This window comes from Kluyvera intermedia (assembly GCF_034424175.1).
Taxonomy (GTDB): domain Bacteria; phylum Pseudomonadota; class Gammaproteobacteria; order Enterobacterales; family Enterobacteriaceae; genus Kluyvera; species Kluyvera intermedia.
On sequence record NZ_CP139986.1, the window covers coordinates 1,492,327 to 1,504,746 of the forward strand.

General features: G+C 49.6%; 11 protein-coding genes. 5 read left to right on the forward strand and 6 right to left on the reverse strand.

Annotated features, from left to right (window positions below):
- Positions 1 to 105: 105 nt before the first annotated feature.
- Positions 106 to 1,104 carry an L-glyceraldehyde 3-phosphate reductase gene (gene mgrA, locus U0026_RS07225; protein WP_062772780.1) on the reverse strand — a complete coding sequence of 333 codons (999 nt, stop codon included), beginning with the start codon at positions 1,102 to 1,104 and terminating at the stop codon, positions 106 to 108.
- Between the two features lie 172 nt (positions 1,105 to 1,276).
- On the opposite strand from mgrA, the gene U0026_RS07230 reads away from it, so the two are divergent.
- Positions 1,277 to 2,935: an alpha-keto acid decarboxylase family protein gene (locus U0026_RS07230; RefSeq protein ID WP_062772818.1), complete on the forward strand. Its 1,659-nt coding sequence runs from the start codon at positions 1,277 to 1,279 to the stop codon at positions 2,933 to 2,935.
- On the opposite strand, the gene U0026_RS07235 is transcribed toward U0026_RS07230, so the two are convergent.
- The gene (locus U0026_RS07235; RefSeq protein ID WP_062772778.1) at positions 2,932 to 4,170 is read right to left on the reverse strand and encodes an ion channel protein; all 1,239 of its coding nucleotides are present in this window, start codon (positions 4,168 to 4,170) and stop codon (positions 2,932 to 2,934) included. The two genes, U0026_RS07230 and U0026_RS07235, sit on opposite strands and share 4 nt — an antisense overlap.
- Before the next feature lie 247 nt (positions 4,171 to 4,417).
- On the opposite strand from U0026_RS07235, the gene glk reads away from it, so the two are divergent.
- Entirely contained in the window at positions 4,418 to 5,383 is a 966-nt protein-coding gene (glk, locus tag U0026_RS07240) for a glucokinase (protein ID WP_062772775.1), read from the forward strand.
- 45 nt (positions 5,384 to 5,428) lie between these two features.
- Here the strand turns inward: glk and U0026_RS07245 are convergent, their stop codons facing one another.
- Complete coding sequence (locus U0026_RS07245; protein WP_062772772.1) at positions 5,429 to 6,127, reverse strand: RluA family pseudouridine synthase; 699 nt, start codon at positions 6,125 to 6,127, stop codon at positions 5,429 to 5,431.
- Positions 6,128 to 6,327: 200 nt separating this feature from the next.
- On the opposite strand from U0026_RS07245, the gene U0026_RS07250 reads away from it, so the two are divergent.
- Entirely contained in the window at positions 6,328 to 6,810 is a 483-nt protein-coding gene (locus tag U0026_RS07250; RefSeq protein WP_062772769.1) for a cold-shock protein, read from the forward strand.
- 69 nt (positions 6,811 to 6,879) lie between these two features.
- Here the strand turns inward: U0026_RS07250 and U0026_RS07255 are convergent, their stop codons facing one another.
- On the reverse strand, positions 6,880 to 7,617 hold the full coding sequence (locus U0026_RS07255; RefSeq protein WP_062772766.1) for a LytR/AlgR family response regulator transcription factor: 738 nt from the start codon (positions 7,615 to 7,617) through the stop codon (positions 6,880 to 6,882).
- A 12-nt stretch (positions 7,618 to 7,629) separates the two neighbouring features.
- Positions 7,630 to 9,327 carry a sensor histidine kinase gene (locus U0026_RS07260; protein WP_062772763.1) on the reverse strand — a complete coding sequence of 566 codons (1,698 nt, stop codon included), beginning with the start codon at positions 9,325 to 9,327 and terminating at the stop codon, positions 7,630 to 7,632.
- Between the two features lie 389 nt (positions 9,328 to 9,716).
- On the opposite strand from U0026_RS07260, the gene alaC reads away from it, so the two are divergent.
- Positions 9,717 to 10,943, forward strand: coding sequence for an alanine transaminase (alaC, locus tag U0026_RS07265; RefSeq protein ID WP_062772760.1), 1,227 nt, complete (start codon positions 9,717 to 9,719; stop codon positions 10,941 to 10,943).
- 65 nt (positions 10,944 to 11,008) lie between these two features.
- On the opposite strand, the gene ypdK is transcribed toward alaC, so the two are convergent.
- Positions 11,009 to 11,080, reverse strand: coding sequence for a membrane protein YpdK (ypdK, locus tag U0026_RS07270; RefSeq protein ID WP_100249902.1), 72 nt, complete (start codon positions 11,078 to 11,080; stop codon positions 11,009 to 11,011).
- Between the two features lie 695 nt (positions 11,081 to 11,775).
- Between ypdK and U0026_RS07275 the strand changes: the two genes are divergently transcribed.
- A complete protein-coding gene (locus tag U0026_RS07275; protein WP_062772757.1) occupies positions 11,776 to 12,405 on the forward strand; it encodes a hypothetical protein in 630 nt (209 codons plus the stop codon).
- Positions 12,406 to 12,420: the final 15 nt, after the last annotated feature.

A 12,420-nucleotide genomic window follows, 5' to 3' on the forward strand; every position in this document is an offset into this window, starting at 1 on the left:
TGGCCGATCAGGCCTGTTAACTCAATATTACAATTTGTTAAACATCGGAATTATTGGGTTAACTCTTAAACCGCCAGGAGAGAGCATTTTTTGCTAAAGTCGTCGTTATTTTATACTGCGTAAGATGGCGTCTATTTCAGCGCATTCCTGCGCGCTAAAATGCCTGTTCGCCAGCATTCCTACCGCGTCATCCAGTTGGGCAATCTTACTCGCGCCAATCAGTACGGAAGTGATCGCCTGCTGGCGCAACACCCATGCCAGCGCCATTTGCGACAGCTTCTGACCCCGTTTTTCTGCCATCGTATTGAGCTGCCTTACGGCCTCAATCTTACCGTCAGTCAGTTGCTCGGGCTTAAGGAATACACTGCCGCTGGCCGCGCGTGAATCTGCCGGAATACCGTGCAGATACCGGTCGGTTAGTTGTCCACCGGCCAACGGTGAGAAAGCAATACAGCCCACGCCTTCTTGTGCCAACACATCCAGTAGCCCGTTCTCTGCGCCGCGTTCCAGCATCGAATATTTTGGCTGGTGGATAAGGCATGGCGTACCAAGATCGTTCAGAATGCCAATTGCCTGACGCGCAAGCTCTGCCGGATAGTTGGAAAGCCCAACGTACAGCGCCTTACCCTGGCGTACGATATGGTCCAGGGCACGCATCGTTTCCAGCAGCGGAGTTTCCGGGTCAGGACGGTGGTGATAGAAAATATCGACATACTCGAGCCCCATCCGTTTCAGGCTTTGGTCGAGGCTGGAGATTAGATATTTGCGTGAACCCCAGTCGCCATAAGGGCCATCCCACATGGTGTAGCCGGCTTTGCTGGAGATAATCAGCTCATCACGATAAGGAAGGAGATCTTCACGTAAAATGCGGCCAAAGTTGCTCTCCGCTGAACCTGGAGGCGGCCCATAGTTGTTGGCTAAATCAAAGTGCGTGATCCCGCGATCGAATGCGTGACGCAGCAGCTGACGGCTGTTTTCAATAAGCGTTGCATCACCAAAGTTATGCCATAGTCCCAGCGATATAGCCGGGAGCTTGAGGCCGCTGTTGCCGCAGCGCTGAAACGTCATGTTCTCATAACGCGTCGGATTTGCCTGGTAAACCATTGTATCCTCCAGAGTGTACTTTTGTGTATACGCTTACACTAGCGAATGTCCACTCCCTCGTACACTCCTCTAATCTGTAAATTTTGCTTTCCAGCAGACTTTTTTACCATTTCTGGACAGCCTTAACACTTCTTCAATACTCAAAGAAACTAACCACTGGGGGAAGTGCATGATGACCGCGTCCTATACCGTTGCAGATTATCTACTAGATCGCTTGGCTGACTGTGGCTCTGACCACCTGTTTGGCGTGCCGGGAGACTACAACCTCCAGTTTCTTGACCATGTGATTGACCACAAAACAATACGCTGGGTGGGCTGTGCCAACGAACTCAATGCTGCCTATGCCGCTGATGGCTATGCACGGATGCAGGGCTTTGGGGCACTGTTGACCACCTATGGCGTAGGTGAGTTAAGCGCGTTAAATGGCGTTGCGGGAAGCTTTGCTGAACAGGTACCCGTACTGCATATTGTGGGCGCACCTTGTACCGGTGCCCAGCAGCGACATGAGTGTCTACATCACACCTTAGGCGACGGTAACTTTGACCACTTCCGTCAGATGAGTGCCCCAATCTCTGTCGCACAGGGTGTGTTAAACGCGCGCAATGCTTGCGACGAAATCGACCGTGTACTGCGAGAGATCAAACGCACAAACAAACCTGGATATTTACTGTTACCGGCCGATATCTCGGCGCTCCCGGTATCGCGCGCTGTAAACGTTATCACTGAACCAGACACTCATGATTCGGCGCAACTCGCCAGTTTCATTGAACATGCTCGGGATTTTTTGCAGTCGTGTCGTCGAGTCTCGCTGCTGGCGGATGTGCTTGCGTTACGTTTTGGCCTCCAGACGGTGTTGAATCAGTGGATGAACGATGTGCCGATACCTCATGCCACCTTATTGATGGGTAAAGGATTGTTTGACGAGCAACGAGCGGGCTTTGCTGGGACTTACAGCGGTAAGGCAAGCTTACCGCAGACGCGTGAGGCCATTGAGGATGCCGAGGTTATCGTCTGTATTGGTACCTGTTTCACCGACACCATTACAGCGGGCTTTACCCAACAGATCCCGGTTGAGCGATCCATTGAGATCCAGCCTTTTGCCTCAAGGATCGCTGGGCGCTGGTTCAGCGGCATTACGATGCAAGAGGCAGTAAAAGCACTCATTACCCTGAGCCACGACTTCTCCTCCCAGTGGCAGACGTATCAGCAAAAGAACGCTGTATCGCCTACGGTCGATAATGGACATCTGACACAACGCCATTTCTGGCAGACACTGGAAAAATCGCTCCAGCCAAATGATATTTTGTTGGCAGACCAGGGGACGGCGGCATTTGGTATTGCCGCGCTGACGCTGCCTTCCGGTGCGAGCTTGATTGTGCAGCCTTTATGGGGATCGATTGGTTTTACTCTGCCAGCGGCATTCGGTGCGCAAACTTCCCAGCCGGACAGACGCGTGGTGCTGGTGATTGGTGATGGTGCCGCACAGCTTACAATTCAGGAGCTCAGTTCGATGCTCCGGGACGGACAACGTCCGCTGATTTTGTTGCTCAATAACGAAGGTTACACGGTTGAGCGGGCCATTCACGGGCCGGAACAGCGCTATAACGACATCGGCCTTTGGAACTGGACGCAATTGCCGCAGGCGCTCAGCCTTCATGGTCAGTTTGAGTGCTGGAAAGTCACCAACGCATCGCAACTTAACGATGTGCTGGCGCGCGCGCAGCGTCGGCATAAGCTGACGCTAGTGGAAGTTGTGCTGCCGAAGATGGATATCCCACCGCTCCTGAAAGCGGTGACCGATTCGCTGGAAGCACGCAACAACGGGCATTAATCCTTACGCTTACGCGGCACCATCATTGTCGGTTTCCCCGCCAGCAGCAGCCAGGCGGGGAGCATGACAATGCACAGAAGCGGCAGCAACGTCGTATCTGGTACCACCACGGCAGCCATAAATAGACTTAGCCAGGCATCACGCGTCACGACCAGCACTAACCCAAGAATCGCGCAGGAGACGGTGATTGCCGCCGGAACCGCTTCTACGTGAGCATGTAACATTAACCCCAGTGCGACGGCGACAAACACCGCCGGGAAAATGCGCCCACCGCGGAACCCACAGGCTGCGGCGACAACCAGTGCCGCCAGCTTACTGATAGCAAACAGCAGATAGTCGTTAGCGCCAAAATGCTGCCCGGCAGTCAGCTGTTGCATTTCATCAAGCCCTTTGAACAACGTAATTGGCCCGCCAACAATGCCAATAATTCCCAACACAAAGCCGCCAAAACCGAGAATCAGCACGGGATGTTTTAAGCGATGCACCAGCGCATGTAGGTGCGGCAAGCACCAGACGGCAACCATGCCGATGGCAATAGCCAGAATGGCCACAATGGCGCCGCTGAAGATATCGATGATGCGCATAGTCTGGTAGTGCTCAATCGACAGCGAGAATTGCGGATGGAAAAATAACCCAGTCGTTAATGCGCCAGCAGCTGCGGCCAGCAATGGCGCGAAAAGTCTGTCCCACAACGGTGATTCATTATTGCTGGCTAACGTCTGGGAAAAAATGAGTGCAGCGGCAACGGGTGTACCAAACAGGGCGCCGATCGTCCCGGCGGCGGCGAGAATCGTCCAGTCAAGGGAGCTAACCCGAGGGAAATAGCGCGCGCCTAGCGCCACGGCTAGGGCGATATTCACAGACATTATCGGGTGCTCCGGGCCAAGACTCACGCCGCCAGCCAGACCAAGGATGAGCGCCAGAGTCAGGCCAGGTAGATACGATGGTGGAACCGCCGCACCAATCAATGGTTCGCTTGCCGGATCGGGCCCGGCGTGACCTGGGCTAAAGCGGATAACCAGCCCCACGGCAACACCAGTCAGTGTCAGTATCAGGACAATCCAGAATGGCGAAGCAAAATCAATGCCGAACGTGGCAGGCAGGCTACGCCAAAGCAGATGTTGTAGCACGGCGGCAATTTTCATTACCACAATCAAGATCAGGCTCGAAGCCACGCCTATTAGCACTGCCGGGATAGACAGCAACAGCATGATTCTGGCTCGCGGATGGAGCATTTTTATATCCTTTTGGCTGAATACCTGGGCTACTTTGCATTTTCCTGCGTTTAGGTTCAGCGCAAATGGTGCTGAAACGATACGACCCAGCGTCACACCTCTCTCTTCGCATGTGTTAAAAAATGCGCAAAAAATGTGACCTGGATCGATAATTCTGGGGCGCTCACGCAAACGTGATTGTTGTTAAAGCGCCTTGAATTTACAGTGTGGCAAAGATTTATTCTGACTTTAGTGGAGCCGTAACCGAATGACAAAGTTTGCTTTAGTAGGGGATGTTGGGGGCACCAATGCGCGTCTGGCATTGTGCGATATCGCCAGTGGGGAAATCTCGCAGGCTAAAACCTATTCTGGTCTGGACTACCCGAGCCTGGAAGCTGTCGTTCGCGTCTATCTCGACGAGCATAACGTCACGGTAAAAGACGGCTGTATCGCCATTGCCTGCCCAATTACCGGCGACTGGGTGGCGATGACGAACCATACCTGGGCATTTTCGATTGCGGAAATGAAAAAGAACCTCGGCTTCGCGCATCTGGAAATCATTAACGATTTCACCGCGGTATCCATGGCCATCCCGATGCTGAAAAAAGAGCATCTGATTCAGTTTGGTGGCACTGAACCGGTCGAAGGCAAACCAATTGCTGTTTATGGTGCAGGCACAGGGCTTGGCGTGGCACACCTCGTTCACGTGGATAAACGCTGGGTGAGCTTACCGGGTGAAGGCGGCCACGTTGACTTTGCGCCGAATAGCGAAGAAGAGGGCATTATTCTTGAAGTGCTGCGCGAAGAGATTGGTCATGTTTCTGCCGAGCGCGTTCTATCGGGGCCGGGGCTGGTCAATTTGTACCGCGCTATCGTGAAAGCCGATAACCGTCTGCCGGAAAACTACAAACCGAAAGACATTACAGAACGTGCGCTGGAAGATACCTGTACCGACTGTCGCCGTGCGCTGTCGCTATTTTGTGTGATTTTAGGACGCTTTGGTGGCGACCTGGCATTAACGCTGGGGACGTTTGGCGGCGTCTATATTGCCGGGGGCATCGTGCCGCGCTTCCTGGAATTCTTTAAAGCATCCGGTTTCCGTGGCGGTTTTGAAGACAAAGGTCGTTTTAAAGACTACGTGCATCCAATTCCGGTTTATCTGATTGTTCACGATAATCCAGGCTTGCTGGGTTCTGGTGCGCACTTGCGTCAGACGCTGGGACAGATTCTGTAATCTCGCCCACGATACTGCTAAGCCGCGTAAACGCGGCTTTTGCTCTTAGAACGGGCTGTCATGACAAACGGTGACTCGCTCGTTGCTGATAGGGTGAGTAAAGTGCAGCTCGCTGGCATGCAGCATTAGCCTCGGTGTCAACGCGCTTCCTGGATACGAAAGCCCACCATACAGATCGCAACCTAAAATTGGGTGACCCAACTGCTGGCAGTGAATACGTAGCTGATGGGTTCGCCCGGTCTGCGGGGTGAGTCGTACCCGCGTCAACGGCAGCGGAATCCCGTCTTCTGGTTGACGATAGAGGCGCTCGATAACCTGATAATGTGAACGGGCGGGTTTTCCATTAATGGCGCAAATTGACATCCGCGGAAACAGCGCCGGGTCTTTGGCAATAGCCGCATCAATTATTCCTTCATCGCTTTCCAGATGCCCACAAAGCAACGCATTGTAAACTTTCACCACCGTGCGTTGGCTAAACTGCTGGCACAGCGCGGCATTGATAGCCTTATTTCGTGCAATCACCATCAGCCCTGAAGTGCCGAAATCCAGACGGTGAACCAGAGTACAGCCGGGGAAAATCGTGACCAGCCGATGATGCACCGAATCAAGATTTTGCGGATTTTTACCCGACAAACTCAGCAATCCTGAGGGCTTATTAATGACAACCAGATGCTCATCCTGATACAGAATTTCTATTTCATCGTGGCACGGTGGGGCTATAAACGTATCAACAATCGTAGACATCAGGCGGCCTGGGGGAAGAATGGAAAGGGATCATACCCAATTTTCTATCGGCTGGCGAATCGGCTATGGCATGCAACATGTTCCTCGCACCGTTCAAATTTATAGTCCAGACTTAAAGCAAAGGCGTAGTTTATGTGGGCATTGTGTTTTACACTGCGCGCTGCAAAAATTTGAGTCGATAAACGATTAAGTAGGCGGTAATGGCGATGAACGGAACGATCACAACCTGGTTTGACGATAAGGGTTTTGGATTTATCAAAGATGAAAACGGAGATAACCGTTATTTTCATGTGATTAAAGTTGCCAACCCTGAACTGATTAAGAAAGATGCGGCAGTCACTTTCGAACCCACCACCAACAATAAAGGGTTGTCGGCATACGCGGTGAAAGTCGTGCCGGAAAGCAAATATATCTATATTGCGGGTGAGCGTCTTAAACTGACGGCAATAAAGTCGTTTCTTGTTTATAGCGAAGAAGTACCGGCTGATACGCGCATTGATAAAGAGAACGCGGTGCTTTCAGTCGGCGCGTTGATGAATAGCATAAGACCTAAGGCAGAAGTGAAGTCGGGTGAGATGCGTTCGTTGAAAAAACTGGCGATCACCACCTTCCAGGGAACGACGCTCATCTTCTCTGAAGATGAGATAGACATTGAGACAACGGTCAAAATGCTTAAAGTCTAAAATACGCCTCCGTTGGCATGCCGAAATCCTGCATTAATTCGTCACAGGGTTTCGGCGCCATTTCCTGTCCTACAGATGCATTATCTGCCGAAACTCTTTCACCTTACTGCGGCTTACTGGCACCTGAAACTCCAGATCGCGCAAGCGTAAAATATAGGTGTTATTAAACCACGGTTCAATTTCGCGAATTTTATTCAGATTGACGCAATACGAACGATGGCAGCGGAAAAAGTGGCTGGTGGGGAGTTTGTTGCAAAATTCAGTGATGTTCATCGGCATCACATAAGATTCCCGCCTTGTATAAACAAACGTCATCTTTTCATGTGCTTCCGCATAGTAAATATCGTTTATCGGCGTGACGATAATACGCTCATCTTTAATCAGATTGATGGTGTCGTTTTCACGAACCGTCCCTACCGGCGCGCCAATATTGCCTGATTGTTGCTGTTGCCAACTGGATTCCAGTTTTTGCAGCATGGTCACAATCCGCGTTTCCTGATAGGGCTTCAAAATATAGTCGAAAGCTTCTAGCTCAAAGGCTTCAACCGCATGTTCTTTCCATGCGGTGATAAACACAATAAACGGTTTATGGGCGAACTGGCTGATGTTCTGCGCCAGCAGTACGCCATCCAGCGAGGGAATATTGATATCGAGGAAAATCGCATCCACTTTGTTGTGTTGTAAAAACTTGAGCACATCCAGGCCGTCGTCAAAAGTCCCGACAATCTCCATCTGGCTGTGCTCTTTAATTAGCCAGGTCAGCTCCTGTTGTGCCAGGAATTCATCTTCGACAATGATGACTTTCATGCGTACTCCGGTTTAAGGCAATAAAGTGGCGGCGGCCGGGATAGGCGTGCGCTGGTTAGGGATGTAGAACACAATCTCTGTTCCCGGCTCCAGACGATGAATATGCAGCCCCTCACCATAAAGTAATTTAACCCGATGATGGACGTTCAACAGGCCAATTTTATTGCCCGGCATTTCGTTAGTTTTGACTCGTTCAACCACCAACGGGTCGATACCCGGCCCGGTATCCCGCACGCCGATGCGAACGCGGTTGCCGGACTCAGTCACGCTGATAGTGACAACGCCTTTCCCTTTACTGCGCTGAATGCCATGGACGATGGCGTTCTCGACTAACGGTTGGATCAGCAGGCTAGGGATCAGACAATTCACCTCGTCGTCTATATCGTAGATAACGGTTAACTTATCGCCAAAGCGTGCCTGCTCAATCGCAATATAATCTTTTATCTGGTACAGCTCTTTACGGATATCAATCTGCTCATCGTCTTTTAATTCAATGTTATAGCGCAAATAGCGCGACAGATTGAAAATCAGCTGTCGCGCGGTGTCCGGATTCATGCGAATCGACGACGAAATCGCGTTCAACGCGTTAAACAGGAAATGGGGATTTATTTTACTTTGCAACGCACGCAGCTCTGCCTTATTTGCCATTTCGCGCAGTTGCTCGGCGCGGGAAACTTCAAGCTGAGTTGAGATAATCTGCGACAAACCGATGGCCATCTCCTGAAGTGAAGACGTGATCTGGTGAGCGTGGCAGTAATAGATTTTGAGCGTCCCGGTGACCACACCCGTTTCCGACAATGGGATCACCAGCATGGAGTGAATCTCGGGTGTGCGATAGGCTTCATCATTGTTTTTAATGATTATTTTACCATTGTTGATGGCCTGTTTTGTTGTCGGACTAATATCCGCATCGTCATTTTGGTAATTGTCTTCCCCGACGCCGACATAGGCCAGAACCCGCTCGGTATTGGTGATGGCCACAGCATCCGCATGAATATCCTGACGAATGATGTCGCAAATCTGCCGTAGCGTGTCGCTATTAATCTGGCGGAAAAGCGGTAGCGTTTTGTTGGCGATATCCAGTGCAAGCTTGGCCTGACGAGCGGCGCTGGCTTCCTTTTCACCCTCAACGCTTTGTACCAACAGCACGATAAAACCGATACAGACGCTGCCTGCAATCATGGGAATACCGATTTTTGACACGATATCGACACCCAGCGCGATGCTTGGTGCCCAGACAATCACCAGTATCATGGTCAGCGTTTCACACAACATTCCGCCGAGAATACCAATTTTCCAGTGCAACTCTTTCGGGACTTTTCGGTTTATAAGGCCAGATAAGATCCCGGCCAAAATGCTGGTAATAAAGCAGGGGACTGCTGTCACACCGCCAGCATCAATCAGATAGCGATGGATCCCAGCGATAATACCGACAATGCCGCCGACCCAAGGGCCGAAGAGGATCCCACCGGACATCACGGCAATCACGCGCACGTTGACCAATGATCCTTCGACCGGTACCCCGGACCAGGTGCTGAAAATGGCGAACATAGAGAAAATGACGGTAACCGCCAGCAGCTCTTTTGGCGTATGGGCCGACTTGTGCAGCAGTTCGCGAAAGAGGCGAATGCGGATCAGGAAAAAGAGGCAAATCAGCATTAATGCGGCTCGGTCATAAACCGCGAGCAGCATATTGAGTATTTCGTGCATGAGGGCGCCGGGTGTATTCAGGAAAGTCATATGATAAGTAACCCAGTGGCAGATGACCAGCAGTACGCAGAATAGGGAAAAACCCTGATCTTAAAAGGGGATTGATTGGCAAGGGTTATCAGTAGCGCGGGATGGCATAATTTTATCAATTCCAGCGATATGGTATGAAAATGCATTGAAAACATATTGTTGATTTAATGTTTTCTTTAGCCTGCTTATTGCATTCAGGAAGCGATTATCGTTTGTATTTTTTCCTCTTTTTCACACGCTATTCTTTTTTTTAATTGCCTATCGACAGCGGCAATTTAATCAGGTTATTTTCTAGTCATGCCACAAAAGTGGCAGCGTCGCTCGAACGGTTCGGGCGCTCACGTTATCCTGAGGAATCTATGGCTGAATCCAGTCCTGAACGCCGTTTTACGCGTATCGATCGCTTACCCCCGTATGTGTTTAATATTACTGCTGAACTGAAAATGGCTGCGCGTCGGCGTGGCGAAGACATCATCGATTTCAGTATGGGGAATCCTGACGGCGCGACCCCGCCGCATATCGTTGAAAAATTGTGTACCGTTGCCCAGCGCCCAGATACGCACGGCTACTCGACTTCGCGTGGCATACCTCGACTGCGTCGGGCCATTTCACGCTGGTATCAAGAACGCTATGACGTCGAAATTGATCCTGAAAGCGAAGCGATTGTGACCATCGGGTCGAAAGAAGGGCTGGCGCACCTGATGCTAGCGACCCTCGATCATGGCGATACGGTGCTGGTACCCAACCCAAGCTATCCGATTCATATTTACGGCGCTGTGATTGCCGGTGCCCAGGTTCGCTCCGTCCCGCTGGTGGAGGGCGTTGACTTTTTTAGTGAGCTGGAGCGGGCCATTCGCGAAAGCTACCCGAAGCCGAAGATGATGATCTTAGGTTTTCCGTCAAACCCTACTGCCCAGTGCGTTGAGCTGGAATTCTTTGAGAAAGTGGTGGCGCTGGCCAAACGTTACGACGTGCTGGTGGTTCATGACCTTGCGTACGCGGATATTGTCTACGACGGCTGGAAAGCGCCATCCATTATGCAGGTTCCTGGGGCACGCGATGTCGCAGTTGAGTTCTTTACGCTGTCGAAAAGCTACAATATGGCGGGGTGGCGTATTGGCTTTATGGTTGGCAACAAAACGTTAGTTAACGCCTTAGCACGCATTAAGAGCTATCACGATTACGGCACCTTTACGCCGCTACAGGTTGCGGCGATTGCCGCGCTGGAAGGCGATCAACAGTGCGTGCGCGATATTGCCGATCAGTACAAGCGACGTCGCGATGTGCTGGTGAAAGGGTTACACGAAGCGGGCTGGATGGTTGAATGTCCGAAAGCATCAATGTACGTCTGGGCAAAAATTCCCGAACAGTATGCTGCAATGGGATCGCTGGAGTTTGCCAAGAAGATGCTGCAGGATGCGAAGGTTTGCGTATCGCCGGGTATTGGTTTCGGTGACTATGGAGACACGCATGTCCGGTTTGCGCTGATCGAAAACCGCGACCGTATTCGCCAGGCGATTCGTGGGATTAAAGCGATGTTCCGTGCTGACGGCTTATTGCCATCAGAGAGTAAAAGCGCAGGTTAATTCTGCATCCCTCTGAAACGCAAACAGGAGCCAAATGGCTCCTGTTTTTGTATGCACGTACAGGACTAGATCATCAGGGCAAATGTACCGGCAAAAACGATGACCATAAAGGAAATGCCCATAAAGAAATATTTCACGACTCATCTCTCCGCGTATCTTTTTTCTACGCACTCATGAACGGTGGTACTGCGAGCTGATAACAACCGTTGGAAAACAACAAACGCGCGTTTTCACGGTAGGCCATCACCTCAGAATGACTGTGCTTTAATGCTCCAGGTGGCGCTAATGTACGCTTAAAAACTAAGGGAGACAAGCGGCATTTTTTTATTAATTTTTAGTTACTTACGAGTGTCGTGATTCGGCGACACATTAATTTCAAATGGTAATAAATTTCATCCTGGCGACGTTCATGAGCACAGATTGAGAGAAAATTCTCAGCATGAATGATTTCGCTTTTCGTTTGAGTATGAGCGCTCATCTCTTCGTATAATTGTTTTTTATTTTGGTTAAATTTTCTTTACTTATTTCGCAATTTTTACCGACAATTCACTGTTGTGGATTATATTATTTATTATAATTTACATGGCAACCAATAAACGTTGATTATTATTTTATTGCAATTATCTGATTTACATTAACAATACTCCTGGAGTTGTTCGGCGGAAAAGATGCTTCCCCTCCTGTTGTGGGTATTTCCTCGTGATTAAAATTCGCCCAAACGTTGATAGGTAAGAATATTGTTTTATTGCTGTTTTAAAGAATTTCGCTTTATAAAATAATATTGACAATAATATCAGTGAATGAAATTATTGAAATATATAAGGAGGGGACAATGATGTCGCTACAACTTGATTATGGAACAATCAACTGCATGACTTGCCCTTCGAACTGCGAGGTTAAACCTAACGCCTCATTACGCATATCATTTTGCCAGGAATATTGTTTTTGCACTTGGCCAAAGGCTAGCAGTTTTTTTTCATTAGGCATAGTGGAAGGACTGTTAAAACAAAGCTATAACAATATTTATCTTGGATGTGTGTTTGTTGATTTTTCTATTAGTCATCTGCGTCATTTTACCGATGCCCGATGGATAGATTATCTCATTGAAACAAAATTAAAAATCATTGTTGTTTGTGATACACACCTTAAACCATTGGCAAATTATTGGTTTAAGCATTCAAAGGATATTTTTTTGGTGATATATCCTGATGATAAGATCTCCAGTGCTTGTGATAATTTAAAGAAGCGATTTATTTATCAACGTGACGCCTTTTACAAAGGTGAGGCGTTGTCGGTGTTAGAGTTCGATGTCCTGAGGGCGCTGATTGCTGGTGAGGATTGCAATCACCTTGCGAAGTCTATGGATGTTGAGATCCGCAGAGTGTACGCTGCTAAGCAACGAGCAGAAAAGAAAATGGGTGCTGACGTGAATATGTTATTCAGATTATCACATTCCAGCTAACACGTTTATATGTGT

What these genes read in the sequence shown, in the direction of transcription:
- U0026_RS07245 (WP_062772772.1), bottom strand. Translation starts at nt 6,127, where the DNA reads ATGTCTACGATTGTTGATACGTTTATAGCCCCACCGTGCCACGATGAA.
- U0026_RS07235 (WP_062772778.1), bottom strand. Translation starts at nt 4,170, where the DNA reads ATGCTCCATCCGCGAGCCAGAATCATGCTGTTGCTGTCTATCCCGGCA.
- alaC (WP_062772760.1), top strand. Translation starts at nt 9,717, where the DNA reads ATGGCTGAATCCAGTCCTGAACGCCGTTTTACGCGTATCGATCGCTTA.
- U0026_RS07260 (WP_062772763.1), bottom strand. Translation starts at nt 9,327, where the DNA reads ATGCACGAAATACTCAATATGCTGCTCGCGGTTTATGACCGAGCCGCA.
- glk (WP_062772775.1), top strand. Translation starts at nt 4,418, where the DNA reads ATGACAAAGTTTGCTTTAGTAGGGGATGTTGGGGGCACCAATGCGCGT.
- mgrA (WP_062772780.1), bottom strand. Translation starts at nt 1,104, where the DNA reads ATGGTTTACCAGGCAAATCCGACGCGTTATGAGAACATGACGTTTCAG.
- U0026_RS07250 (WP_062772769.1), top strand. Translation starts at nt 6,328, where the DNA reads ATGGCGATGAACGGAACGATCACAACCTGGTTTGACGATAAGGGTTTT.
- U0026_RS07255 (WP_062772766.1), bottom strand. Translation starts at nt 7,617, where the DNA reads ATGAAAGTCATCATTGTCGAAGATGAATTCCTGGCACAACAGGAGCTG.
- U0026_RS07275 (WP_062772757.1), top strand. Translation starts at nt 11,776, where the DNA reads ATGATGTCGCTACAACTTGATTATGGAACAATCAACTGCATGACTTGC.
- U0026_RS07230 (WP_062772818.1), top strand. Translation starts at nt 1,277, where the DNA reads ATGACCGCGTCCTATACCGTTGCAGATTATCTACTAGATCGCTTGGCT.